At 46.6% G+C, this 25,767-nt stretch carries 23 protein-coding genes; 20 read left to right on the top strand and 3 right to left on the bottom strand.

The features are described 5' to 3' along the window. The 7 genes from L6I86_RS23415 to L6I86_RS23385 all read left to right on the top strand — a co-directional run bounded on the left by L6I86_RS23415 (nt 1) and on the right by L6I86_RS23385 (nt 8,141). Nucleotides 1-1,749, top strand: a complete 1,749-nt coding sequence (locus L6I86_RS23415; RefSeq protein WP_236290842.1) for a hypothetical protein — start codon at nt 1-3, stop codon at nt 1,747-1,749. A gap of 14 nt (nt 1,750-1,763) precedes the next feature. Beyond that, on the top strand, nt 1,764-4,004 hold the full coding sequence (locus tag L6I86_RS23410) for a glycoside hydrolase family 88/105 protein (protein ID WP_236290841.1): 2,241 nt from the start codon (nt 1,764-1,766) through the stop codon (nt 4,002-4,004). Continuing rightward, nucleotides 4,001-4,756, top strand: coding sequence for an MgtC/SapB family protein (locus L6I86_RS23405; RefSeq protein ID WP_236290840.1), 756 nt, complete (start codon nt 4,001-4,003; stop codon nt 4,754-4,756). Before L6I86_RS23410 ends, L6I86_RS23405 begins: the two co-directional genes overlap by 4 nt. 633 nt (nt 4,757-5,389) lie before the next feature. Beyond that, entirely contained in the window at nt 5,390-6,037 is a 648-nt protein-coding gene (locus tag L6I86_RS23400; RefSeq protein ID WP_236290839.1) for a chromate transporter, read from the top strand. 17 nt (nt 6,038-6,054) lie between these two features. Next, nucleotides 6,055-6,594, top strand: a complete 540-nt coding sequence (locus L6I86_RS23395; protein WP_236290838.1) for a chromate transporter — start codon at nt 6,055-6,057, stop codon at nt 6,592-6,594. 41 nt (nt 6,595-6,635) lie between these two features. After that, nucleotides 6,636-7,610: a formylglycine-generating enzyme family protein gene (locus L6I86_RS23390; protein WP_236290837.1), complete on the top strand. Its 975-nt coding sequence runs from the start codon at nt 6,636-6,638 to the stop codon at nt 7,608-7,610. Nucleotides 7,611-7,865: 255 nt separating this feature from the next. Then, nucleotides 7,866-8,141, top strand: coding sequence for a transporter suffix domain-containing protein (locus tag L6I86_RS23385; RefSeq protein WP_236290836.1), 276 nt, complete (start codon nt 7,866-7,868; stop codon nt 8,139-8,141). 52 nt (nt 8,142-8,193) lie between these two features. Here the strand turns inward: L6I86_RS23385 and L6I86_RS23380 are convergent, their stop codons facing one another. Further along, nucleotides 8,194-9,093, bottom strand: a complete 900-nt coding sequence (locus tag L6I86_RS23380) for a LysR family transcriptional regulator (protein WP_173116676.1) — start codon at nt 9,091-9,093, stop codon at nt 8,194-8,196. A gap of 251 nt (nt 9,094-9,344) precedes the next feature. On the opposite strand from L6I86_RS23380, the gene L6I86_RS23375 reads away from it, so the two are divergent. The 12 genes from L6I86_RS23375 to L6I86_RS23320 all read left to right on the top strand — a co-directional run bounded on the left by L6I86_RS23375 (nt 9,345) and on the right by L6I86_RS23320 (nt 22,033). Then, nucleotides 9,345-10,676: an LLM class flavin-dependent oxidoreductase gene (locus L6I86_RS23375; protein WP_236290835.1), complete on the top strand. Its 1,332-nt coding sequence runs from the start codon at nt 9,345-9,347 to the stop codon at nt 10,674-10,676. A gap of 13 nt (nt 10,677-10,689) precedes the next feature. Further along, nucleotides 10,690-12,021 (top strand): LLM class flavin-dependent oxidoreductase, encoded by a 1,332-nt coding sequence (locus L6I86_RS23370; protein ID WP_236290834.1) that lies wholly within the window; start codon nt 10,690-10,692, stop codon nt 12,019-12,021. Between the two features lie 19 nt (nt 12,022-12,040). Further along, complete coding sequence (locus L6I86_RS23365) at nt 12,041-13,684, top strand: ABC transporter substrate-binding protein (RefSeq protein ID WP_236290833.1); 1,644 nt, start codon at nt 12,041-12,043, stop codon at nt 13,682-13,684. 21 nt (nt 13,685-13,705) lie between these two features. Further along, nucleotides 13,706-14,629 carry an ABC transporter permease gene (locus L6I86_RS23360; protein ID WP_236290832.1) on the top strand — a complete coding sequence of 308 codons (924 nt, stop codon included), beginning with the start codon at nt 13,706-13,708 and terminating at the stop codon, nt 14,627-14,629. Between the two features lie 21 nt (nt 14,630-14,650). Then, the gene (locus tag L6I86_RS23355) at nt 14,651-15,547 is read left to right on the top strand and encodes an ABC transporter permease (RefSeq protein WP_338113435.1); all 897 of its coding nucleotides are present in this window, start codon (nt 14,651-14,653) and stop codon (nt 15,545-15,547) included. A gap of 3 nt (nt 15,548-15,550) precedes the next feature. Next, complete coding sequence (locus tag L6I86_RS23350) at nt 15,551-17,587, top strand: ABC transporter ATP-binding protein (protein ID WP_236290831.1); 2,037 nt, start codon at nt 15,551-15,553, stop codon at nt 17,585-17,587. 117 nt (nt 17,588-17,704) lie between these two features. Beyond that, entirely contained in the window at nt 17,705-18,514 is an 810-nt protein-coding gene (locus L6I86_RS23345) for a CoA transferase subunit A (RefSeq protein WP_236290830.1), read from the top strand. A gap of 16 nt (nt 18,515-18,530) precedes the next feature. After that, the gene (locus L6I86_RS23340) at nt 18,531-19,316 is read left to right on the top strand and encodes a CoA-transferase (protein ID WP_236290829.1); all 786 of its coding nucleotides are present in this window, start codon (nt 18,531-18,533) and stop codon (nt 19,314-19,316) included. 14 nt (nt 19,317-19,330) lie between these two features. Next, nucleotides 19,331-19,918, top strand: coding sequence for a cysteine dioxygenase family protein (locus L6I86_RS23335; RefSeq protein ID WP_236290828.1), 588 nt, complete (start codon nt 19,331-19,333; stop codon nt 19,916-19,918). Between the two features lie 48 nt (nt 19,919-19,966). Beyond that, complete coding sequence (locus L6I86_RS23330; RefSeq protein ID WP_236290827.1) at nt 19,967-21,136, top strand: CaiB/BaiF CoA transferase family protein; 1,170 nt, start codon at nt 19,967-19,969, stop codon at nt 21,134-21,136. Between the two features lie 3 nt (nt 21,137-21,139). Beyond that, nucleotides 21,140-21,613, top strand: coding sequence for a DinB family protein (locus L6I86_RS23325; protein WP_236290826.1), 474 nt, complete (start codon nt 21,140-21,142; stop codon nt 21,611-21,613). 123 nt (nt 21,614-21,736) lie between these two features. Continuing rightward, a complete protein-coding gene (locus L6I86_RS23320) occupies nt 21,737-22,033 on the top strand; it encodes a DUF6509 family protein (RefSeq protein ID WP_056615967.1) in 297 nt (98 codons plus the stop codon). A gap of 167 nt (nt 22,034-22,200) precedes the next feature. On the opposite strand, the gene L6I86_RS23315 is transcribed toward L6I86_RS23320, so the two are convergent. Both L6I86_RS23315 and L6I86_RS23310 read right to left on the bottom strand, forming a co-directional pair. Beyond that, nucleotides 22,201-23,142 (bottom strand): aldo/keto reductase family protein, encoded by a 942-nt coding sequence (locus tag L6I86_RS23315; RefSeq protein ID WP_236290825.1) that lies wholly within the window; start codon nt 23,140-23,142, stop codon nt 22,201-22,203. 142 nt (nt 23,143-23,284) lie between these two features. Beyond that, a complete protein-coding gene (locus L6I86_RS23310) occupies nt 23,285-24,421 on the bottom strand; it encodes a GGDEF domain-containing protein (RefSeq protein WP_236290824.1) in 1,137 nt (378 codons plus the stop codon). Nucleotides 24,422-24,594: 173 nt separating this feature from the next. Between L6I86_RS23310 and L6I86_RS23305 the strand changes: the two genes are divergently transcribed. Next, a complete protein-coding gene (locus tag L6I86_RS23305; protein WP_236290823.1) occupies nt 24,595-25,758 on the top strand; it encodes a glycosyltransferase family 4 protein in 1,164 nt (387 codons plus the stop codon). Nucleotides 25,759-25,767 lie beyond the last annotated feature (9 nt).

Below are 25,767 nucleotides of genomic sequence, written 5' to 3'. Positions count from 1 at the left end.
GTGACTAACGTGGATGCTATTTATAATCGCTTAGTTAACTTAAATGATCAATTAACAGAAGCTACGCTTCTGGGGCAGATTCTTGATCCGCAATCCAAATATTACGGTGGTATTGTAGATGAAACGGGCATTGCCCGAGCTAATCACATGAGTACACCTCGTATGATAGCTGGCTGGGCATCTGCCCTGGTGAATCCGGATTCTCGGTATTATCAGGATAGCTCTCTATTGAACGCATTGGATAAAGCTGTCGCGTTCATGCTGAACAGACAGCATGCGGATGGTACCGTTTCATTGGGCTCTACAAATTATAATTCTCCCCCAGATACGGCGTTCGTAGTCGGTGGGGTAACACAAATATACCAATTGCTTAACAAGCACGAATGGGCCCAACTTGAGCCTGTGACAGCCAAGCTGAAGCTCTTCTTGGAACGCACAATACCAGCGATGTTGACAGGTGGTTGTCACACGCCGAATCATCGTTGGGTGCTTACCGCTGCACTATGTTTACTATATGAAATTTTCCCACAGCCCGAGTTGCTTGCACGAGCGGAAGACTGGTTAGCTGAAGGATTAGATATAACCGAAGATGGGGAATGGACAGAACGCAGCAACGGAATTTATAACGCAGTTAGCAATATTGCTCTTTATCATACGGGTCGTTTGATGAACCGTCCTGAACTGATCGAATGTGTGCGGAGTAATCTACGTATGATGATGTACTTAATTCACCCGTCTGGCGAAGTGGTAACGGATTACTCTGGACGTCAGGATTTCGGTCAGACGGCTACGATGGCGAACTACTTCCCGATTTACCGCTTAATGGCGGCGCATGATCAGGATCCGATCTTTGCTGCAATGGCCGATTATGCGGGATCCTACATCACAGGTTTTCATGAAGGTGTGAACAACCATCCATTGATGAGCATTCTCGTTCATCCCGAAGCAAATATCTCACATATTGAACGAGCACCACTGCTTGATCGATATGTGAAAGTCTTAAATGCAGAGCATCCGATGAAGGAACATTTGCAGCGTATTGATGAGGTTGGCCATCATATGCACATTCAGCATAGCAGCATGCATCTCTCTTTCGGTGCTCCGTTGGTTCGGATCCGTGAGCTGGATCAAAGTGTAACGATCATGTCGCAGACACCTTCCTTCTTCTCGTTACGCCATGGGAAAGCAAGGTTACTCGGTGTTAAACTTTCCACTTCGTTCTCCCCAGGCATTGTGAAGTTCACGAATCTGATAGCGAGCGAAGGCGGGTATAAACTGGATACGGTATTGGAAAAAGGCTACAACGGTCCGATCCCGCGTCATTTGCTGCCTTCAGGGACGGAGGGTTCAACACTCAGTCCGTGGTATTTGCTGCCGCATCAGCATCGGCCGATGACCCATTTGCAGAAGCTTGAGCTGCAAGCAGAGATTACTTCTGGAGATTCGGAATGGACAATCCACGTATCGTCTGATGAGCGTGAGGATGTCTTCACGCAAGTAACTTTCATTTTTGGAAATGAAGGTTCGGTGAGTGGCGATGATTTGCTAGCTGGGGAAGAAGGCAAGTACTTCCTGCGAAGCGGTTCTATGAAGTACGAAGCAGAGGGAGATGTTATTGAAATATCTTCAGGTAGCTATGAACATATCCTGCCTATCGTTCGTGAAGATCACCATCCATCTGGATGCCAATATGTCCATGTCAACTTGGTTACACCTTATGATCGGACATTCAAGATCCGTCTACTGTAGAAAGGAAGTACGTTATGACGATCTATTTCAATGAACAAGAAAGTATACAAACCCGTTTAGGGAATGATAATAAACAAACATTGAAAGTGCTTGCTGATCGCTACATTGGTGCGAACCCACCTGTACCCTTCGCATTTCGAGTATTCAGCCGAGCAGGCGTTTTGCAAAATGAAAAAGGGATGTTTGATCTCGATTTGGGCAGCAGATTTCCTGACGCAAAACCAGGTCAATTCTCCTATGCCTATGCCTTAGTTTGGAGTGATGGTGAACGTAACCTGGATGTCTTGTTCAATTGTTTGGGTCCGATTCAGTTTTATTTCAATGATGAGCTGACGTATCGTTCAACGGTCATTGATGAGATTAAGCCAGATGCCACTGTGAAGTTAAATCTGGACTTCGTCAAAGGCTGGAATCGTCTCTTTATCAAAGCGAAGCATACGGCTGCTGGTTTTGGCTGCTTATTCGGTTCCGATGAGGCGAAGGTGCGCATTCTGAATGTGCTAGCTCCGTTCACAGAACGTAAAGGACAAGCGGGTTGGGTGTTTTCCTCGCCAATTGACAACGATGTTTTCGAGGGGCGTTCCTTACCTGATGCCATGTCTTCAGAGAAGAATAATGGCTTACGTTGGCTGCCAAACCGTGAATGGGATGAGAATGAGCTCTCACTGCCCGTCTTCGAGCGATTGTTTGGGAGACAGCCAGGTAAACAGGCATTTGCTTGGACGCAGCTGAACAATGTAAGACCAGGTAGAGAAACCTGCGTAATCAAGGGGCATGCATCAGGAGCGCTAACGGTTTGGCTGGAAGGCAAGCTAGTGCTGGAGCTTACGGAAGCAGGCAACTTTCATGTCGAGGTTCCGCTTGCTTATGGTCAGCATCATCTACTCATTCGGAATATTTGTGGTAATAACACTTGGGGGTTCACGCTTGAGGCATATATCGATGATGAGGTTGTCCCGTTCAGTTTACCGAAGCAAGTTCATGGTGCTGCAGACCCTTGGTTGCATCTTGGCCCTCTGTCTGCCAACATTTCCTTAGCTTACGAGGATTTGGTACAGACAGATCGCGTGTACACAATCGATGTGAATGCTGAAGAGAAAACCTATTGGCGCTTGGATCGTCCTAACACATGGATTCGCCCTTACTATGAGAATGCGATGTTGAGCAATAAATGGACAGTTGGCAATGTGACGAATTATGCACGGTGGGATTACCCGCTTGGTGTTACGATTTATGGGCTGTTGCAAACAGGCCGATTATTGGAGCGTTCTGACATTACTAAGTATGCACTGGATCATGTACAAAGCTGTACAGATATGTTCGCGTATTCCCTATGGGATCGTGAGCAATATGGGTTTCCAGCGATTAATCAACAATTGGTTATGATGAAAATGCTGGACAACTGCGGTTCCTTTGGCTCCGCGATGTTGGAGGCGTATCAGGAAGATGAGGATCAGGGCTTCATGGCCATTGCGAATCGCATCGCAAATTTCATCTTACACGGGTTGGAACGCAAGGAAGATGGCGCATTTTATCGGATATGTCAGGATGAATACTCTGAAAATACGATGTGGGCAGATGATCTCTACATGAGCACACCGTTTCTGTGCCGTTATGCTCGGATTACTGGCGTATCTGAAGCGCTTGATGAAGCAGCAAAGCAATTCTTGCTGTTCCGCAAGTACTTATATATGCCGGAAGAACGTATTATGTCGCACGTGTTTGATTTTAAATATGGCATGCCGACGGGCATCCCATGGGGCCGTGGCAATGGTTGGACACTCTTTTCGTTAACAGAGGTGTTGGAAGCATTGCCAGCTTCACATGAAGCACGACCGGCGCTTGTGGATTTCTTCAATGACCTGTGCGGGGGATATGCTGATCTTCAAGCGGATAGCGGTTTATGGCATCAGGTGTTAAACGATACAGATGCGTATGAGGAAGCTTCGTGTACAGCGATGTTCGCTTATTCATTTGCACGAGGTGTTCGCTTTGGTTGGCTCAAGGAGCCGCAGCAGTTCATTGAAGCGGCATTGAAGGCGTGGGATGGTCTGACTCGCATCGCGATCGATGCGCAAGGGAATGTGCATGGTGTATGCAGTGGCTCGAGGTATGCGTTTACGGCTGACTATTATAAAAAAGATCTGCTTACCGTTAAAAATGACAATCATGGCGTTGGCATTATGATGCTTGCTGGTTCGGAAGTTGTGAAGTTGAACCAATGGCTGGCAGAACCGCTTGAGGTCACGCAATGATAGACGCCGCTAATAGTGTGTGGCAAATTAGTCATTTGGACTTAATTATTCGCATGGTGTTAGCAGTCATTCTAGGCGGTTTGATCGGTCTTGAAAGGGAATGGAACAATCATGCGGCAGGCTTCCGAACCCATATTCTAGTTTGCTTGGGATCGGCCACTATTATGCTGTTGTCGGAGTATGGCTTCTCTGATTTTGTCAATGAAGCCAATGTCCGCATTGATCCTTCACGGTTAGCTGCACAGGTTGTCAGCGGCATTGGATTTCTAGGTGCTGGCGCAATTTTGCGAAACGGCAATGTTATTAAAGGATTGACGACCGCTGCTTCCGTATGGCTGGTTGCGGCCATTGGTTTAAGCGTCGGGGCCGGCTTTATTACCGGAGCGCTGGTTTGTACCTTTCTAGTACTCATCAGTCTGTATGTCTTAAATAAGTTCGAAAAGCATATCATCAGGCACCGACGTACGCATGAAGTCGAAATTACGATTAATGAGCATCCAGGCTTCCTCAGCTCGTTAAGCGCTCGTTTCGGGGAACAGGGCATACAGGTGATTCATCTCAAAATGATGCCTGAGAGTGCTTCTTCTCCTTTTGTAGGGAAAGTGGGGGAGCTCCCCGTTATGCACTTGGTTTTTAGCTTGAGATGTCCAAAGCATGAGAAGCTGATTGCCGCATATGAGCAAATATGTGCACTGGATATCGTTGTCAGCATGGAAGCCTCCAACTTCGTCTTTCATAAACAAGTGGCGTAGGGAAGTGAATGATTGCGTGCGTGAGAGGTATGTGACAGGTGCTAACTCACAGGTCATAAGAAAAAGTGATGAGTGATTGGTGACAAGTAACTGATGAGGCCGAGAGATGGATATCCATCTCTTGGCTATTTATGCTTTCACAGGGTAGATGTATAGCAACGCAAACTGCTTATCTTCACTCTAGCGTCGCTAATCACAGTAGCTCTTCACCTGAAACTAAATTAGTCCGATATTACCGAACTAAAACGATGATTACGAGTAAAAAAGTGTCAATAGTTCGATTCTGCCAGACTAATTAGCCATTTTCTTCGCGTGAAAGTTGTTTGAGACGTACACGAGTCCGAAAGCGCCGCCTTGCGGCTGTAAGTCGAAATAATCGACTTGCGCGAACCCGAAAGCGCCGCCTAGCGGCTGTAAGTCGAAATAATCGACTTACGCGATCCTCGTCTAGCCATATACTTAAAATCACATTGATTTAAACTAAGTGATTCGATCGGATTAAAGGAATTGATTTCACGTTAATACCACTGGTTAATTTCGGATATCCCCACTATCTTTAATTGTTTATTCCATTTTGGACTAAAGTGGAGTATAATTGAGTTACCATACAAATGGGCTAGAGGGGGAATCCATATGCAGAAACATCAATTACATCTTTGTTTGGATATATTCTGGACATTTCTCAAGATCGGACCTTCCACGTTTGGCGGGGGATATGCCATGATTCCCGTTATTGAGAGGGAAGTTGTTGAAAAAAAAGCTTGGATCGCAGAAGACGAAATATCCAATATTTTTGCGATTGCAGGCTCAGCGCCCGGCGGGATCGGTGTAAATGCATCGGCATTTATTGGCTACCGCTTAGCGCGAATACCTGGTGCTGCAGCAGCCGTCATCGGCATTGCATTGCCAACCTTTTTAATCGCATTAGTACTTAGCTTTTTCTTACTATTCATGCAGGCAGATCCGAAAGTCGTGGCCGCATTCAAAGGCATTCATGGAGCAATCATTGGACTCATTGTGTTGGCAGCATACAATATGGCACGTTCGGCTATTTTTGATAAAACTACATTAATTACGGCAATTGGCACTGTAGCGATTCTGTTGCTGCTTCCCATTAATCCGCTCTTCATGATTCTCATTGGTTTGTTTATTGGATTTGTTTTTGTCAAAGTGAAAGAAACGTTTGGCTTCACAATTAGCTTGGAAAAAGGCAAAGAACCTGTACACACTTCCTATAATGGGTACGCCTACTACGACTATTATATCGCGGATGGGATATGAGAAAGGCGGTGAGGTAGATGGTGTTGTGGGAGCTGTTTATTACATTTTTGAAAATAGGATTCATGTCATTCGGTGGCGGTTACGCGATGATCCCGATCATTCAACATGAGGTCGAGCAGCATGAATGGATGACAACAGAGCATTTTGCTCAGAGTGTGGCTACAGCAGGGATGGCGCCTGGGCCGATTGCAACGAACACAGCAACAATAATTGGCTATCAAGCAAATGGCATTCTTGGTGCTGTGATTTCAACGATTGGCATCGTATTGCCGTCGCTAATTATTGTCCTTATTATTTCATCTTTCTTTTATAAAATCGTTCAAAGTAAAGCGGTCCACACCACTTTTTATGGGTTAAGACCGATTGTAACCGGATTAATCGTCTATGCGGCTATCCATTTTGGCTTCTCAGAGCGTACGCAACAACTATTTTCGTGGCAGGTATTATTCACTCTTTTAATCGCGGCGGGCGTGTTTATCGTTGTACATAAGTACAAATGGCATCCACTTGCAACCATTATATTGTCGGCACTCGTCGGAATTGCTATATTTAGTTAATAGCATGCAATTGATAGAACGAAAGTGAGAGGACGACCGTTATGGAACCGAATAAACCAACTTGCTGTTCAGCCAGCCGTGCGTCATCCAATCAACCAGCGGCACATCCGGAAGCGTTAATTTCAGTTGAAATACCAGAGGCAGCTGCTCCAATTGGTAAAGAAGGCATGGTACTTATTCCAGGCGGGAAATTTTTGATGGGAACAGATGATCGTGAAGGTTTCCCTGCGGATGGCGAAGGGCCGGTACGTGAGATTAACGTTAAGCCCTTCTACATAGACACTTGTGCTGTAACGAATGCTGATTTCAAGCAATTTGTTGATGCGACGAATTACCAAACAGAGGCGGAATCCTTTGGCTGGTCATTTGTTTTTCATTTGTTTGTATCGGAAGCGACGGCAGCACAAGTGCAGAATAAAGTACAACAAACCCCATGGTGGTGGGTGGTCGAGGGAGCAGATTGGTTGCATCCTGAGGGACCCGATTCCCATATCGAAGATCGTTGTGATCACCCAGTTATCCATGTTTCATGGAGCGATGCGATGGCCTATTGCAAATGGGCAGGCAAACGTCTACCTACAGAAGCCGAATGGGAATATGCCGCTCGCGGTGGACTAGCCCAGAAGCGGTATCCGTGGGGAGACGAGCTTAAGCCAGGCGGAAAACATATGTGTAACATTTGGCAGGGGAAGTTTCCGGACAAAAACAATCAAAGTGACGGCTACGCAGGCACCGCACCCGTCAAAGCATTCGAGCCGAATGCTTACGGTTTGTACAACGTGGCCGGCAACGTATGGGAGTGGTGCTCCGATTGGTTCAGCCCGAATTATCATGTGAAGGGCAAAAGGGACAACCCTGTCGGCCCTCCATCCGGAGACACGCGAGTACTTCGAGGCGGCTCATACTTGTGCCACCGTTCATACTGCAATCGCTATCGTGTTGCGGCACGCAGCAAAAATACGCCAGACAGTTCAACCGGAAACATCGGGTTTCGATGCGCGGCGGATGTCAAGTAGTTGAAATGATAGGCCACCTATCCCATTGAGGACGAGGTGGTTTTTGCCGTGTGTGGTGGCGAGATGAACTGTAAAAAGGACATCTAATTTCCTGGGAAATCAATTGAAGATTGATTGAGATGGATAAAGTAGGAGTTAGGTGAATGCAAACGGGCGGCGGGTAAGGGTTTGAATTACGTAGGTCTTGCGCTTATGATAGGAGGAGGCATCGATCTGTAGGGTCAGGTTTCATTTGAAACATAAGGGGGACATGATGTGGCCAAAAAACTAGGCATCACCTTGTTAATTTTATCGACACTCGCTTTTATAAGTGCTTTTACCATTCCATTTTTCGTACATACGGGAGGCGGCATGGCCAAGTGGATTGCGGGGCTGCTTATTTTCAGTGAGGTTACCTTCTGGACGGGCGGCATTTTATTAGGCAAAGAGGTTGCCAAGAAATACAGGAGCTACCTCAATCCGAAAAACTGGAAACGGAAGAACGTGCCAGTCAAGCCAGATCAGGCTTCTATCAAACAAGACGATGTATGAAAAAGCAGTATTCCTAACTCAGGAATACTGCTTTTTCTATCTTTTCTCAACCTCAAGAGGCCGAGGATACGGCGCTTTTCAGCTCCTTACGGAAAATCTCGACAAGGCTCTCGGTCGCTAAGCTGAAGGTGCTGGCATTCATTTTGCGCAGCAATCCTGTGACTAAACCTGAATCCAGATCATCAATTGCTTTAAGTACAGTGCCCTGCGGAGTAGGCGTTGCAGATATGACTGGAACCACCGCGATACCGAAATCCGCTTGGACGTAGTATTTAAGTGCTGCCATATTGCCGATCTCCATGCCGGAGTAGGGACTGCCGCCATTTTCGAGCAAGGCATTCTCTAGCTTTTGACGATAAGGGCATTGCGAGTTTGTGATAAGTAAGTGCTCATGCTGTAAATCTCGTAGGCGAATAGAAGGTTTCGATGCTAACCAATGGGTTTCCGGAACGAGCAGTGCGAGTCTTTCCATGAAAAAAGGCTCAAAAGAATGGTCCAATCCCGTATTGGGCGTCGAGCAAATAGCCATATCAATGCTCCCCTCATGGAGCATCTGGCCTAGTACCGTCGTGTTGCCAATGTGAATGCTGATCTTCACTTTGGGATGCTGACGCAGGAAGGGGCCAAGCAACTGTGGCAGTCGATAGCTGGCTGTGGGTTCCATGACGCCGAGACGAATGATGCCGGCATCCCCTTTGACGAGTTCATCCATCGAAGCTTGTAGATAATCATAATCCTTCAGCAACAGATCGGCATTCTGATGAAATAGTCTGCCAGCCTCCGTAAGAGTCAGCTTTTTCCCACGTTCCAATAGTTTAACCCCTAGATCGCTCTCGAGCTTTTGTATATGCATCGTTACGGTCGATTGACCGTATTGCAGTTCCTCAGCTGCACGCTGAAAGCTACCGAGCCTGATGATGGTTTGAAAGGTTTTGATATTTCGAATATCCATAGGAACCCTCGTCCTCTCCTAAGATTTAGTTCATGATTTGTGAAGTATACGATCGGAATTTCCAATTTTACAAAGTATTACATCTATCATAACATGAAATCTAATTAATCCAAGTGGTTTACTCGTATATTCATAAAAACTGAATCAAGCGTTCATCTTTTTGAATTGTACAAGAGAAAGATCCTGTTTTATGATAAATACCATTAAGTGCATCGGAATAATCAAATATAAATAAACGGAGGCTGATTCGAATGGCAAAGGGTAAGAAAATTAAACTAGGTGCAATGATTCATGGTGTAGGCGGAGGCTGGGAAGATTGGAAGCATCCTGATGCCATCACGGATGCGAGCACGAACTTTCAATTTTATAAACATCAAGCGCAAACAGCGGAAGCTGGGAAATTTGATTTTGCGTTCATCGCAGATAGTGTTCATATCACTGAAAAGTCAAGCCCGCACTACTTGAATCGTTTTGAACCGCTGACCATTCTATCAGCACTTGCAGCCGTCACGAAACGGATCGGCCTTGTTGCGACAGTGACCGTCAGCTATAGCGAGCCTTTCACTGTGGCTAGGCAATTCGCTTCACTGGACTTGATTAGCAAAGGGCGCGCAGGTTGGAACGTAGTTACCTCATGGTTATCGGGCAGTGCGAACAATTACAGCAAGGATGAGCATCCTCCGCACGAGAAGCGCTACCGCATTGCACAAGAGCATGTGGATGTGGTGAAAGGCTTGTGGGATTCCTGGGAGGATGATGCATTTACGCGGAATAAAGAGACAGGTCAGTTTTTTGACCCAGCGAAGCTACATACCTTGAATCACAAAGGTGAGTTCTTCTCCGTACAGGGGCCGCTAAACATTGCCCGTTCAAAGCAAGGGCAGCCTGTCATTTTCCAAGCAGGAACCTCAGAGGATGGTCGCAATTTTGCATCCAAGAATGCAGATGCGATCTTCGTTGGACACGAGAATATCGAAGAAGCTAAGACTTATTATGCGGATATTAAACGCAGAGCGGCTTCCTTCGGTCGCAACCCTGATGATGTTTCGATCCTTCCGGGTATTCGACCAATCATTGGCCGCACGGAAGAAGAAGCTGAACGTAAGTACCTCGAAACGGTCAATCTTGTATCGATCGACAAAGCGATTATCGCATTAGGTCGTCCATTCAATGATTTTGACTTTAGCGTATACCCGTTGGATGAACCTTTCCCAGACCTCGGAGATTTGGGGGCTAACAGCCAGCAAGGCGGTTCAGCGAAGATCAAGCGATTGGCGAAAGAACACAATTTGACATTGCGCCAAGTGGCTCTACGTTTTGCAACACCGAAAGGGAATTTCGTAGGTACCCCGGAGAAGATCGCGGATACGATTCAGCAATGGGTCGAAGAAGGAGCCTCTGACGGGTTCATTATTGGTGTGGGGATACCGGGAGCATTGCAAGATTTCGTGGAGCTGGTTGTGCCGATTTTACAAGAACGCGGCTTATATCGAACAGAATATGAACATGACACATTGCGTGGTCATCTAGGTCTGGAAGTACCGGTTAATCGGAATAGCAAAGCCAAAGTGCTGAACTCATAAGGGGGAAAAACACATGTCCAAACAAAGAAAACTTAAACTCGGAGCTACTATTACAGGCGTAGGAACTTCCAAATATACATGGCGAAATCCAGAAATTCCGGGGGATGCCAGTGTGGATTTTGATTATTATGCCGGGCAGGCGTTACAAGCGGAGGAAGGGAAATTTGATTTTGTTTTTATCGTCGATAGCACCTATATTACGGAGAAATCAGCACCGCATTATTTAAACAGGCTGGAGCCATTAACGGTGTTATCAGCCCTTGGAGCTGTTACCTCGAAGATTGGTCTGGTGGGGACGCTAACTGCGTCTTTCACACAACCGTTTACTGTGGCAAGACAGTTTGCTTCGCTGGATCATATTAGTAGCGGGCGTGCAGGATGGAACGTCGTGACGACGGGGCTTGAAGGTGCAGCTCGCAATTATAGCAGGGATGAGCACTATGCTCATGATGAGCGTTATCGGATCGCAGAGGAGCATTTAGAAGTTGTACGTGGTCTATGGGACTCTTGGGAAGATGATGCATTCACACGAGATAAATCAACCGGTCAGTTCTTCGATCCGAGCAAGCTGCATGCGTTGAATCATAAAGGCAAGCATTTCTCCGTGCAGGGGCCATTGAACATTGCCCGTTCGCAGCAAGGTCAGCCGGTTATTTTCCAAGCAGGCGGGTCGGACGATGGGCGCAATTTAGCGGCGAAGAGTGCGAATGCGATATTTACAGGACATGAATCGATTAAGGAAGCGAAAGCTTTTTATCAAGATATTAAAACACGTGCGGCTGCTTATGGCCGGGCGAGTGAGGAAATCCTCGTGTTCCCAGGCATCAGTCCAATCATAGGACGAACAGAAGAAGAAGCAGAGAGCAAATATCAGGCAATTGCAGGGTTAGTGACGTTGGAGGATGCGCTTGATCAGCTGGGTCGTCCATTCACCTACCACGATTTCAAACAGTATCCATTGGATGAGCCTTTCCCGGATCTCGGCGATCTTGGCAGCAATAGCTACCGCAGCTCAACGGATCGTATTAAGCGCATTGCAAAGGAAGAGAATTTGACGCTTCGTCAAACGGCACTGCGCTTTGCAACGCCGAGAAGCAGCTTTGTTGGTACGCCTGAGCAGATCGCAGATACTGTTCAACAATGGTTCGAAGAAGGCGCAGCTGACGGTTTCATTATTCATACGGGCATACCTAGTGTGCTTAAGGATTTCGTGGAACTCGTTGTGCCCATCCTTCAGGAACGCGGTATTTATCGGGAAGAGTACGAAAGTGATACGTTACGAGGCAATTTAGGGCTTGAAATCCCAGTAAACCGCTATACCAAACAGAGAATAGCCCAAGCATAAGCTTAGAGGGAGAAATGATATGAAAAAGAGAATCGGATCTATTATTGGCGGTTTACTTATTACTACTTTGATCGTAACAGGTTGTGGGGAAGCCTCGAAGAATGGAGGAGCCAAGGAAGGTGCAGCACAAGAAGCGGGTACGGTGACGCCAGGTGGTGAGCTTGTGTGGGCACTTGCAGGTACGGTGACATCTGACAGCTTAGACGCGCACAAAGCGGGCTTCGCCCCAACGACTAGAGTCATGCGTTCGATCTATGACAGCTTAGTTGTGGAGCTTCCTGATCACACGATTAAGCCGTGGTTAGCAACATCTTGGGAGCTTTCCCCGGACAAAAAGAGTTATACGTTCCACCTGCGCAAGGATGTGAAATTCCATGATGGCACGCCGTTTAATGCGGAAGCTGTGAAATTTAACTTTGATCGGATTATCGATCCTGCGACCAAAGCGTCCATCGCATTGAACGAGCTTGGCTCGTATCAATCCACGGAAGTCATCGATGAATTCACCGTGAAGGTGAATTTTAAGACAACCTTCGCGCCGTTCCTAAGCAACGCAGCCAAAGTCGATTTAGGCTTCGTTTCTCCGACAGCTGTGAAGAAGTATGGCGATGCATTCCCGCAAAACCCAGTGGGAACGGGACCTTTTAAGCTGAAGAAAATCACACCAAGCTCACAAGTTGAGCTCGAGAAAAATCCGGACTACAACTGGGGCCCTTCCAATGCGAAGCATCAAGGTCCTGCCTATTTAGATAAATTAACGGTGAAATACGTGGAAGAAGAAGCAACGCGCGTAAGCGTTCTGCAAAGCAAACAAGTCCAAGTGGCGGATATTATTCCTCCGCAGAATCTCGTGGCTTTGAAGGCGGATCGTAATTTTAATGTACAGGAAACAGAGCTGCTGCAGGCCAACTATACACTCTATTTAAATATTCAGAAAGCACCTTGGAATGATCTGAAAATACGACAAGCGTTCCGCTCGGCGTTGGATATCGACTCGGCTGTGAAGACGATTTACTTAGGTACCTCGAAGCAAGGCTGGTCGCCGCTTTCTCCACAGCAGTTCGGCTACTCAGCGACTAGGGAGAATGCCTACAAAGTAGATGCAGCCAAGTCGAATCAAACGCTGGAAGAAGCGGGTTGGATTAAAGGAGCAGATGGCTACCGTTCCAAGGACGGTAAACGACTCACGGTCGAAGTCATTGATACACAAGGAAACCGCGAGAAGCGGCTTGATTTGATTGCGATATTCACCCAGCAGCTGAAACAAGTAGGGATCGAACTGAAAGTGATTTCGTTGCCATCAGGGACGTACACGGACCGCCGCAATAAAGGGGATTATGACCTGATCGCGGGCAGCCAATTCTCAGGTGATCCGGATGTGCTTAGACAACTTTACTCGACCAAAGGTCCCTCTAAGGCAAATAATATTGCCAAAACGAATGATCCTAAATTAGATGAGTTTTTGGAGCAGGGTTACTTGGAAACAGATCCTGAGAAACGGAAAACGATCTATCAGAACGCCCAAGAGTACATTATTGATAATGTTTACGGGATTCCAGCCTATGTGTTCAACTACTCTGTTGCTTCCACGAAAGAAGTGAAAGGGATTACGTTCGATTCACCGGCATGGCCTGTGTTCTACGATGCTTGGATTCAAAAATAAAATCACGAGGGGGAGTCACGGATGGTGAAGTATATCTTGAACAGGCTCATCGTCTCTATTCCAGTCATTCTAGGTTCGTTGACGCTTGTTTTCTTAATCATTCACTGGCTTCCCGGAGATCCGGCCCAGATGATTGCAGGTGAGGACGCCTCACCTGAGCGCATCGACTATTTAAGAAAGCAATTTGGCTTAGATCAGCCGCTTTGGCAGCAATATGCCGTGTATTTATGGAAAAGTATTCGGGGAGATTTCGGGCATTCCTTCGCAAACAGCCAGCCGGTTATAGATCGACTGTTGGCTCAGTTGCCCGCAACGCTTTCTCTTGCCTTATTAAGCACTATTTTTGCCATCATCGTGGGGTTCATTCTAGGTGTGTTATCAGCCGTGTATCAAAATCGTGTATTGGACTATATCGTACGTGTCATCAGTTTGTTAGGCGTTTCCATGCCCAAGTTTTGGCTAGGTATCCTGCTTATCCTCGTCTTTTCAGTGCATTTACAGCTCTTGCCTGCAATTGGGAATGGCAGCTTCAAACAGCTGATTCTACCGTCGTTCGCTTTAGGGGTGACAGGCGCTGGGATGTTAACTCGGATGGTGAGAAACAGTGTGCTAGAGGTCATACATGAACCTTTTGTCGTGACACTGCGGGCGAAGGGACTGTCCGAAAAAATCGTGCTCTATAAGCACGTGCTGCGGAATGCTTTACTACCTGCGGTTACGATTCTTGGTTTGTTAGTGGGGGAGATGCTCTCGGGAGCTGTTGTGACGGAGACTGTTTTTTCCAGGCAAGGCTTAGGGAAATTAGTGGTAGATGCGATTAATCAGAAAGATATTCCGGTGATTCAGGCGGCAATTCTGATTACAGGACTTTTTAATATTTTGGTCAACTTGATGGTGGATGTGTCCTATTCCTATGTGGATCCGCGTGTCCGTAAGTCAGGATAATGATGAAAGGAGTTGGCGCTAGTGCTGTTCAACACGGTAACCACAGAAAGGCTGCTGCGGAAGAGGCAGGAGCTTCTAAGTTTTCGATTTCGGTTCAAAAAGCTTAATTTATCCAAGGCACTGCTAAGCCTGTCGCTATTTATTCTAGCTTTTCTGATCTTGTGTGCCATCGTTCCCTCCTGGATTGCTCCTTACTCGCCAACGGAAATGCTGACGGATCAACTCTTGAAATCGCCAAGTTTGTCGCATCCGCTTGGAACGGACCAATTCGGTCGTGATGTATGGACACTCGTCATCTATGGCAGCAGACAGTCGCTCGTTATGGGGGTCGTGTCCGTCGTAATTGGTGGTTGTATTGGGACATTATTCGGACTTATTGCGGGGTATTGGGGCGGTACAGTTGATTCGTTGTTTATGCGTTTCAATGATATTTTGATGACGATCCCGGGGATTCTGTTGGCGATAGCGATATCGGTTGCCCTCGGACCTAGCTTTTTTAACGTGATATTGGCCATTAGTGTGGCTACGATACCTGGAAAAGCAAGAGTCGTGCGCAGCCAAGTGATCTCGATTCGCAATCGGCCTTTCATTGATGCTGCGCGCGCGGTGGGGACTTCACATCTCGAAATCATGCTGCGGCATATATTACCGAATTGTTTCTCACCGTTGCTCGTCATGATGACGATCGGTGTAGGGAGCTCCATTCTAGTAGGTACAGGTCTAAGCTTCCTTGGACTTGGCGTGGTGAAGGAAATTCCGGATTGGGGCTATATGCTCTCCCAAGGACGCAGTTATATGACAGTAGCTTGGTGGGTAGCTACGTTCCCAGGGCTGGCTATTACCTTGCTGGTCATTGTGGTTAATCTCATCGGAGACGAAATTCGTGATCGCATGGATCCAAAGAAATCGAGGGCATAGCGTATGAAACCATTACTCGAAATAGATGCATTGTCCGTTGATTTTCAAACAGCCAGCGGTTCACTCAATGCGATAAACAAGATTAGTTTACAGATCGGAACAGGCGAAATTGTGTGCTTGGTCGGGGAGTCTGGGAGCGGAAAGACGATAACCTCTTTGTCGATTATGCGTCTGATTAACTATGATGGCGGTTATATTTCACATGGGGATATCAAGCTCGATGGGCAAAGTTTAGTGGGACTGTCACAGAAGGAAATCAGTGATCTACGTGGGAAGAAAATCGCGATGATTTTCCAAGAGCCGATGACGGCGCTAGATCCCATTTTCACAATTGGAAGCCAAATCATCGAAGTCATTGTTCGTCATGAGCGAATTTCGAAGCTGGGAGCTAAGGAAAAGGCGATTTCCTTACTGCGCAGAGTGGGCATTCCCGAACCGGAAATTCGGATGGGACAATATCCGTATGAGCTTTCAGGAGGCATGCGCCAAAGGGCGATGATCGCCATGGCCCTAGCTTGCGGACCTGAGCTGCTCATTGCTGATGAACCTACCACTGCTTTGGATGTTACGATCCAAGCGCAAATTTTGAGCTTGCTCCGTGAGCTGAAAGATGAATTCCAGATGTCGATTCTATTGATTACCCATGATCTCGGTATTGCGGCTGAAATGGCGGATCGCGTCGTGGTCATGTATGCGGGAAAAGTTGTTGAGCAATCTCCCGTGCATCAATTGTTTGAAAATCCAGCCCATCCTTATACCCAAGGGCTTCTACATTCCATAGTCACACTGGACAATGTTCGTGGCTTGAAGCTGTATACGATCAAAGGCACAATTCCCAGCTTATCTCAGTTGCCGACAGGCTGCCGATTCCATCCCCGTTGCCCTTATGCAACGGATCGCTGTTTGAGTGAAGACCCGCCACTGCAGGAGCTTCACGGCCGTGAAGTCGCTTGTTGGAATGCGGAGCGGATTGATCATTTGGCAGCTGAGTTTTTTGGAGATGCGGTAACGACCGCTCCTGTCGAGCTGCTTGGCAACGAGGGGGTCCGTGATGATGCCTGGTTGCTGGGCTCGGAAACGCCGCTACTCCAAGTGAAGAACGTGAAGAAATATTTTCCGATTCGTCAAGGATGGTTTGGGCGAGGACGCTCCTCCATTAAAGCGGTTGATGATGTGTCTTTTGACATTCGCAAAGGGGAGACTTTCGGTCTTGTCGGAGAATCCGGTTGCGGGAAATCTACGCTAGGCCGTGTACTTCTTCAGCTGGAGAAAGCGACAGCGGGCAGTATTCATTTTGAAGGGAGAGATCTCACTCAATCAGGTTCACAGGGGTGGAAGGAAACACGACGTGACATGCAAATTGTGTTTCAGGATCCGTATGGCTCCATTAATCCCCGCTGGAAAGTGGGAGATATCATTGGTGAACCCTTCTGGGTGCACGAGTCTTTACGTGGGTCTGCCAAAAGAGCCAAAGTAGAGTCCGTCATGGAGCTTGTTGGATTGAATCCATCCTGGTACGATCGGTTGCCGCATGAATTCTCAGGCGGGCAGCGTCAACGAATTGGGATTGCTCGTGCGATTGCTCTGAATCCGAAGTTTATTTTAGCTGATGAAGCGGTATCGGCTTTAGATGTTTCTGTCCAATCCCAGATCGTCAATCTGATGCAAGATATTCAGCAACGCATGAATTTGACGTATTTGTTCATCGCACATGGCCTGAATATTGTTCGCTACATTTCGGATCGTATTGGCGTTATGTACTTAGGAAAGCTAGTTGAAATTGCACCAACAGATGAGCTGTTTAGGCATCCTGCACATCACTATACGAAGGCGCTTCTATCCGCCATCCCAGTGCCAGACCCCAAACGTAAGCGGAGTTTCGTACCTCTGGAAGGCGAAATGCCATCACCTGCGAGGCCGCCTTCCGGCTGCCGCTTTCATACGCGCTGCCCGGCGGCGACGGCACTGTGCCGAGAAGTTGTGCCTGAATTAGCGCCGATTGCACCTGGTCATTATGCGGCTTGTCATTATCCATTGTAAGAAGGGGAGTTTACTTGAATTGTGTGTTCAAAAAGTCCGGTTGAATTCAATATTCCATGTCGAATATGCTTCCTGGACTACTTCGTGATCAAAAGTGGACTAGAAGGAGTGGGGGATGTGCCATCCACAATAATTTCCATCCAAGAGGCTGTTGCACAGATTCCGGATGGTACGAAGCTTGCTATTAGCGGCAATATGGAAATGTCCCCGATGGCCCTTATTCGTGAAATCATCCGTGCCAAGCGACGTGAGTTATATCTAGTTTGTGCGGGGGCTGCGGCAGTGAATGCCGATCTCCTGATCGGAGCGGGTGTGGTCTCGACTGTTGAATTCTCACAGATTTCGATGGGAGAGTATGGGTTTGGACTGAACTTCCGGCGCAAATTCGAGCAAGGTGCAATTGAGGGATTCGAGCATGCTTGTCCAACGCTGAGTGCAGCGATAGGGGCAGGTGCTTCAGGTATCCCCTTCACGCCGGTGCGTGGGCTGCTTGGGACGGATTATATGCAAATTCGGCCAGATTTCCACGAAATCAAGAATCCGTACAATGCGGAGGAGCGCATCGCCATTGTGCCGGCAATTCGACCAGATGTGGCGATTTTTCACGGCTATAAGGCGGATACGCTCGGCAATGTAATTGCTCACCCCGCGCAGAACAATCGACTACTCGCACAAGCTTCAATGAAATCATTTGCTTCGGTGGAAGAGATCGTGTCTCCTGAGGAGCTGCTAAGTGAAGCTAACCATGGTGTAGCGTTCATCCCATCGTTGTTTCTCAGCGGTGTCATTCATGCACCTGGTGGTGCTGTACCAACGGCTTGTTCAGGTTACTATGAGGTAGATGATGACGAAATTTCCATTTATATGGAAGCTTCTAGATCGGATGTTTCTTTTGAAGAATATGTGAAGAGCTTAATTAACACGTAGTGAGGGGAGGTATCATATGAGTCGTATGGAGCAGATTAGGTTGTCTTCCTATTCCATGGAGGAAGCCATGATTTGTTACTTGGCTAGAGAGCTGCGCAATCACGAGGTTATCGGTGTCGGCAATAACTCACCTATCCCTGCTGCGGCTGCATTACTTGCCAAAGCGAGGCATGCGAAGCAAGCCTCCGTTTATATTCTCGGGCAGTGTGATTGGCCTTTTCAAGGAACGAAAGAGTTCTTTGATCTCATGCAGCGGGGAGAAATGGATGTGTTCTTTCTAAGCGGTGCTCAAATCGACAGCTACGGACGCATCAATCTGCATACGATTGGCGATTATGGCAAGCCGAAGGTGAGACTCCCTGGAGGAGCAGGCTCAGGGGTTGTTTATTTTACATGCAAACGCATTTTCTTATTTAAAACAGATCATGGACTCAAAGGATTCCCTGAAACGCTCGATTTCGTTACGTCGATACCTTCTTCGGGGAAAGGCATTTATCATCAAAACGGATTAGTTGGTGTGTATACACCGCTGGGGGTAATGAAACCGATCGGGCCCGATGGCAGATTAAAGCTAGCAGCAACCGTTCCAGGTGTAAAGCCAGCTGAGGTACAGGGGAAAACTGGTTTTGATCTAGGTTTGAGCAACGAAGATGATACATCGATTCCAAACCTTGAACCCCCTTCAACTATCGAGTTAGCGACACTTCGATATGAGGTAAGTCATGAATTGAGACGCATCTATCCATTGTTTGTGAAGCAACACTTCGGTGCTTATTTGAAAAGTGCAGTAGTTCAATCATAGAAAGAGGGATGGCCATGAGTGCGAACCAAGCATTTCATCAGTTGGAAGCGAATATTTCAGGTATTCTAGCTAGTCATCAGGATTATCGGACAATCATTGATCATGTGCGGCCGCATTTGCAAGAATTGCTGACCAATGAGCAGTTGGTTCCTGAGGACTTACAAGTGCCGCTGCCGAATAAATATGCGCAGTATTTGCTGTATAGGCCGGAGAACGAATCCTTCGCCGTCATCGCATTCGTATGGGGAGCGGGTCAAGTTGCCCCGGTTCACGATCATTTGGTTTGGGGGTTAGTCGGCGTTTACCGCGGGTCAATTGTGGAAAAACGGTATCGTCGTGAAGATCACGGCGAATCTGCTGAGCCACGCTACACCATTCGTGAGGTATCGGAGGTCACAGCTACGCAAGGTGACATCTCTTTTGTCTACCCGCCGGATTATGATATCCACGGTGTTGCGAATCCATTTAATGAGGCCGCCATTACGATTCATATTTATGGGACGGATATCGGCAAACAGCCTAGGCATATTCATGACGTGGCTTCTGGGAACGCACGAGATGTGATTACGAAGCATGATAATACTATCCCTGTTTTTAGCTAAAGAGAAGGAACGATTACTAACTACCAAACAAAGAGGAGCGAAGCGCATATGAGCAAGAACAATCACGGCCCTCTTGCAGGCATCAAAGTTATTGAATTCGGTCAAATAGCGGCAGGTCCCTTCGCGGGAATGTTGTTCGCTGATTTGGGTGCGGATGTGGTCAAAGTGGAACGACCTGATGTGGGGGACAGTATGCGAGAATGGCCGCCATTTATCACGAACGAAGAAGGAGAGAGCTACAGCTCCAATTTCAGTTCGTTAAATCGAAATAAACGCAGTATAGCGATTGACTTTAAATCCCCTGCGGACCTTGAACGATTGCGTGATTTATGTGCGCAAGCCGATGTCATCGTGGAAAATTATCGGCCTGGCGTATTGGCGAAATTCGGCCTAAGCTATGACCGATTAGTGGAAGTGAACCCGAAGCTCGTGTATTGTTCCATTTCTGGATACGGGCAAAAGGGTGCTTACGCACAAAAAGGCGCCTTCGACGTAACCATTCAAGCCATTAGCGGATTGATGAGTGTGACGGGTGAAGAGGATGGCGGGCCTGTCAAATGCGGGGTTCCTGTGGCTGATTTCGTGGCAGGGCTCTATGGTGCCTACACAGTTGTTGCAGCGGTTCATCAAGCATCTCGAATCGGGAAAGGCAGCTACATTGATTGCTCCATGTTAGCTAGTGTGCTTGGGATATCCGCCTTGCAGACTAGCGAGTATTACGGCAACGGTGTGGCACCGAAGCGTTTGGGCAGCGCTCATCCGCGTAATGCACCGTATCAAGGTTATCACGGCAGTGATAAGCCATTCGTTATAGCAGCTGGCAACGAGAAGCTGTGGCGTGAGGTGGTGGATGCGGTGGAACTACCGGCGTTAGCGGACGATCCACGTTTTCAGAATCAAACGCTGCGCGCAAAGCATCAGAAGGAACTGGCCCTGCTTCTGCAGGAAGCATTCAGCCTGAAAACCGCTGCAGAATGGCTCGACATTTTTGATGGACGAGGTGTCCCGTGTGCGCCAATTAATACGTTTGAGGACATTTTGCATGATCCCGCAGTGAAGGAAAGTGGCTTGATTCACGAGCTAGCGCTCCCGAATCATACGCAAACTACGACCGTAGGCTATCCTGTTAAGCTAACGGACTACGAGTTTCAGATTTATCGCAAACCGCCGCTTAAAGGTGAGCACACAGAAGAAATTTTTCAAGAATGGGGTGTATAGAACGTGAGTGAGACAACAAGGCTTCATATTGATATTTACCTTGCAACTTCGGAATTAATTAAACAACGCGTTAGTCAGCTTTCACGTGAACAATTGGAATGGAAGCCTGCTCCCGAGAAGTGGAGCATCAAAGAAATCATAGCTCATCTCGTGGATGCCAGCTTCGTACATGCTGTCCGCATTCGTAAAATTGTTGCAGAAAATGGCAATGAATTTCTACTCTATGATCAAGATGCATGGGTTGCGAGCTCGCGTGCAAACCAGTCGGAGTTGAATGATATTCTACTTGCGTTTGATGCCATACTTGCCTATAATGCGCTGTTCTACGGGCGTTTGACAGATGAGCAGTGGGAACGTAAGGGGAATAACAACGGCAAAGAAATCTCCATCGCTGATTTGTTTCAAGGATTTATTCGTCATGTGCAAACGCATTTGCTGCAAATTGGGCGTAACTTGGATGCTTTAGGTGTGAAGTAAAGGTAGGTATATCGCGTGTGGAATACCGATAGGGGTATTTTCTAGAGCAATCTGGGGATGCCTTTTTTCTTTTGCTCGCATTTCGGTTATACTAACAGGTGCAGAAGAGAAAGGGGCGGTACTATGTTTACGATTACAACTTACACAGTAGAATTGATTAGAGATCCTTTTAAGATTTTGACGGGGCAACGTTATGAATTTATCATCGATATCGAAGTCGAGGAAGATGATGAGCTATATTCCGAGAGCGGCCTATATATCCGAGCGATCTACAATGTGACCGAAGAAACATCAGCACTCATGAAATACGAATTGTATGAGAAAACGACTGAGCTTTATCTGGATTTCGACCTAGAGGACGATGAAGTCGCCGTCGTGGAAGCGTTCTGTAAGGAGCATTACTCGGAAGGAAATGAATAAGGAGGAGCGATTGCTCTTCTTTTTTTTGTCTACTTAGCCACGCCAATACCACAAGATGTCAACACCAACCCAACCAACCCTCACTAAACCATTCAAACACACAAAAAAACCTGCTCAACGGCAGGTTTCCCATGACACTCATATCTCAAAAGAAGCTGTAGTTTCACTTATCCTTGTAGAATCGTCTCAATGCTGCTAAGCACATCATCTGTCAAATGAATGCCGCTTGCGCTGCAATTCTCAACAACTTGCTCCGGTCGGCTCGCACCGACAAGGGCACTGGATACGTTGTTTTGACGCAGAATCCAAGCGATCGCCAGCTGAGATACCTTAATGCCAAGTTCATCCGCAATACTGGACAGTTGGGCTACTTTATGTAAAGAAGCTTCATTCAGCTGATTTTCATCCCAATTTTTGCTGCTAGCCCGGCTATCGGCGGCGATTGGCTGCCCTGCACGGTATTTGCCTGTCAGGAGGCCCTGTGCAAGTGGAGAGAACACGACCTGGCCGAAGCCCTTCGTTTCGCCGAGCGGAATGATATCTTTTTCAATGTAGCGATTGAACATATTGTATACGGGCTGATTTACGATCAGTTTATCAAGCAATAACTTATCAGCAAGCGCATAAGCCTCCACAATTTGGGCTGGAGTCCACTCACTAACGCCGATATAAAGCACTTTCCCTTGTGTTACTAGGTCATCTAGAGCGCGCAAAGTTTCTTCCAACGGCGTTTCTGTGTCAAAACGGTGACAGTAATAAATGTCAATGTAGTCCGCATTCAAGCGTCGTAGGCTTGCTTCGGCTTGTTCTCTAATATGCTTACGGGAGAGTCCACGGTCGTTAGGACCTTCGCCCATTTTACCAAAAACTTTTGTAGCTAGAACGTAGGATTCCCGAGGATATGCGGAAAGGACTTTACCCATAACCTGCTCGGCTTCACCTCGTTCATACACATTGGCTGTATCGAAAAAGTTAACACCTAAATCGTATGCTTGTTCAATGGAACGCACTGCAGGGTCTTCCCCTACATAGCCGCCATAGGTAAGCCAACTGCCTAGACTAATTTCACTCACTTTGAGACCGCTATTACCAAGTTTCCGATATTGCATGGTTGTATTGCCTCCTGCTCCAACATAATTTGTACGGGATTGTCTGTACATGTCTATTATAAAGCATGGAGCGAGAAGACATAAGAACTGAAAAGCAAGTGAGTTACTTACCTCCAGGTACGGTACTTTACAACTAAGTATATTAAGCAAACTTCACAACTTTGTTCTTTCCGGTTGTTTTGGCGCGATACATGGCTTCATCAGCTTGTTTAATAAGCTCTTCCGCACTTAAGCCGTTCTTATATTTGCTGTACCCGATACTCGCGGTTACGATCGTTTCCTTCTCTATGCGACTGCGGATTCTCTCTGCGAACGCATCCATTTTCACGCTGGGATCGGATACCAAGATAACCATTTCTTCACCGCCATAACGGCCAGCGATCCCACATTCTTCGGCTTCGTCCTTCATAATTTGCGCAACCTGCTTGAGTACATTATCACCCATTTGATGTCCTTGGGTATCGTTTAACTTTTTGAAATTATCGATATCGCTGAATAAAATGTAAACGGGCAAGTGGCGCTGAACGTGCTGTGTTACACGGTTGTAGAAAAACTTACGATTATAGAGTCGAGTCAAACCGTCCGTTATCGATGAATTGTAGATGGCTTGCATGAGCTCAACGACACGTTCAAAGAGAATCATAAATAAGAGAAAGTAATAAATGACAGGCAGTAGATTGACAGCCAAGATAAGGACAGGCTGCGCATTATCATACACATACGTATTTAGAAGCTGAGACGTCTGAAATAAAAAGTAAACGGTTAAAGCCAGTTGATATTTCATTTGCTGACCGATGTAGGGTGGAATCATATAGAAGCAGAGAAAAATGAGCACGAATACATATAACTCAAGTCCAATATTTTGCAGAAGACGAACCTGATGATCTGTCCCGCTATATAGATTTGGAACAATGAAGTGAAGCGTAGAGACGACAAATCCCATGACAATTAAACCGTAGAAAAATGTATATTGTTTGCGGTTCGTGCGATTATATAATTGATAAATTCCCATATTTATAAGTACAAATGAAATAATTTTGAGCATGATCTGCGAATAATCAGCGATGCTCGTGTGGATACCGCTGAGAATGAAATATATTTGAAGCAAACAATGGATACCTACGAAGATGAGCGATATCGTCATGGACATATACGCTTTTTTGCGTCGGTCTAGAAACAAACGCAGAGAGATAACGAACATGAGCGCAACCATGACAACAATCATAGCATGGGATAAAAAATTAGCTAATTCACCGAAAAGTAAATCCATGATGTCCATGAGTTCCTCCAAGTTGGTCTATTTTTCCACAGAAGTAGACTCTATTATAAAGGAAAAAGCGGTGCAGGGATAGAACATTTGTGCTGTTGAGGTTGTGTTCTCTTTTCTATTCGCCAGGCACAGGTTACAATAGGAAGTGGTAAGCTCAAGGATTTGGGAGAGGGGCTCATGCAATGAACATATTGCAAGCATTATTTTTCCCCCCGGAACAACCGGGTGGGGTATCATCCATGGTTCCCTATATTTTGGAACGATTCAATAAAAAAGGTTGGGAAATGGAACTGTTTTCACTGCCTAAGCGTATTCGCGGCAAGGGAACTGAGGACGTGTCCTTCGCTACGTTCGATTGGCGGAAGTATGCCGGAAACCCAATTATCGATAAATACATTCAAACCTATAAAGATTATGTATGGTGGACAAAGCTCAGAATTTCTAAGAAATTTGATATTATACATGCCCATCATCCGATTGCTGCACTGGTTATGAAACAAATTTATCCAGATACACCTGTCATTTTGACCATTCACTCCAGTTTTGAACGAGAGCTTATTTTAAATGGGCGCATCGTTGAGAATGGTGTGGAACATCAATTTCTAACCCAGATCTATGGGGAGTTAGAAGCGAAAGTGGATCAGATTATCACGGTCTCAAATTCGTTTAAGCAGTACATGGCTGAATATGTGCAGGACAGCGAACGCATTGGCGTCATTCCAAATGGCTTTGATGAGAAGCGATTCCGTCCGATTTCACATGAAAATCAAGTCACGCAATTTATTACGGTTTGTCGTTTAGTTCCTGCGAAGGGCTTGGATACATTGCTGATTGCATGTGGCGAGCTGAAGAAACGCGGACATCCTTTTGTTTTACATATTATTGGTGATGGACCTAGCCGTGAGGAACTTGAGAAATTAGCTATCGAGCATAATATTTATGAAGATACAATTTTTTATGGGTATATGCTTCATCCAGAAGAATTCATGCCATTCTTCGATGTGTTTGTTTTGCCATCTCGTGCCGAAGCTTTCGGGTCTGTATTTGCAGAAGCAGCGCTGTGCTGGTTAGCTTTGATCGGTACGAATGTTGGCGGGATTGCTGAGCAAATTGAGCATGGTCATAATGGATTGCTTGTACCTGTCGGGGATGCAATGGCCTTGAGCCATGCTTTGGAGAAAGTCGTCATAGATCCTAGCTTCCGTTACAATTTAGCACGAGCTGCTTGGGAAAAGGCAAAAAAAACCTACTCATTGAATCGTGTGCTTCGTCAGTTGAAAAGTGTGTATGAACGCTATCAAGTAACGGAGCAACCAGGTAAAGAAGAAGCAGGTCAACAGGAATAAAGTTCATAT

Source organism: Paenibacillus allorhizoplanae (assembly GCF_927798215.1).
Classification (GTDB): Bacteria; Bacillota; Bacilli; order Paenibacillales; family NBRC-103111; genus Paenibacillus_E; species Paenibacillus_E allorhizoplanae.
This window is presented reverse-complemented; position numbering and strand designations above follow the sequence as displayed.

Bases quoted from the DNA above. Each gene is read 5' to 3' on its own strand.
- L6I86_RS23370 (WP_236290834.1), top strand. From the start codon at position 10,690: ATGTCCAAACAAAGAAAACTTAAACTCGGAGCTACTATTACAGGCGTA.
- L6I86_RS23310 (WP_236290824.1), bottom strand. From the start codon at position 24,421: ATGGACATCATGGATTTACTTTTCGGTGAATTAGCTAATTTTTTATCC.
- L6I86_RS23340 (WP_236290829.1), top strand. From the start codon at position 18,531: ATGAGTCGTATGGAGCAGATTAGGTTGTCTTCCTATTCCATGGAGGAA.
- L6I86_RS23335 (WP_236290828.1), top strand. From the start codon at position 19,331: ATGAGTGCGAACCAAGCATTTCATCAGTTGGAAGCGAATATTTCAGGT.
- L6I86_RS23380 (WP_173116676.1), bottom strand. From the start codon at position 9,093: ATGGATATTCGAAATATCAAAACCTTTCAAACCATCATCAGGCTCGGT.
- L6I86_RS23315 (WP_236290825.1), bottom strand. From the start codon at position 23,142: ATGCAATATCGGAAACTTGGTAATAGCGGTCTCAAAGTGAGTGAAATT.
- L6I86_RS23305 (WP_236290823.1), top strand. From the start codon at position 24,595: ATGAACATATTGCAAGCATTATTTTTCCCCCCGGAACAACCGGGTGGG.
- L6I86_RS23350 (WP_236290831.1), top strand. From the start codon at position 15,551: ATGAAACCATTACTCGAAATAGATGCATTGTCCGTTGATTTTCAAACA.
- L6I86_RS23320 (WP_056615967.1), top strand. From the start codon at position 21,737: ATGTTTACGATTACAACTTACACAGTAGAATTGATTAGAGATCCTTTT.
- L6I86_RS23400 (WP_236290839.1), top strand. From the start codon at position 5,390: ATGCAGAAACATCAATTACATCTTTGTTTGGATATATTCTGGACATTT.
- L6I86_RS23405 (WP_236290840.1), top strand. From the start codon at position 4,001: ATGATAGACGCCGCTAATAGTGTGTGGCAAATTAGTCATTTGGACTTA.
- L6I86_RS23395 (WP_236290838.1), top strand. From the start codon at position 6,055: ATGGTGTTGTGGGAGCTGTTTATTACATTTTTGAAAATAGGATTCATG.
- L6I86_RS23410 (WP_236290841.1), top strand. From the start codon at position 1,764: ATGACGATCTATTTCAATGAACAAGAAAGTATACAAACCCGTTTAGGG.
- L6I86_RS23360 (WP_236290832.1), top strand. From the start codon at position 13,706: ATGGTGAAGTATATCTTGAACAGGCTCATCGTCTCTATTCCAGTCATT.
- L6I86_RS23390 (WP_236290837.1), top strand. From the start codon at position 6,636: ATGGAACCGAATAAACCAACTTGCTGTTCAGCCAGCCGTGCGTCATCC.
- L6I86_RS23375 (WP_236290835.1), top strand. From the start codon at position 9,345: ATGGCAAAGGGTAAGAAAATTAAACTAGGTGCAATGATTCATGGTGTA.
- L6I86_RS23365 (WP_236290833.1), top strand. From the start codon at position 12,041: ATGAAAAAGAGAATCGGATCTATTATTGGCGGTTTACTTATTACTACT.
- L6I86_RS23330 (WP_236290827.1), top strand. From the start codon at position 19,967: ATGAGCAAGAACAATCACGGCCCTCTTGCAGGCATCAAAGTTATTGAA.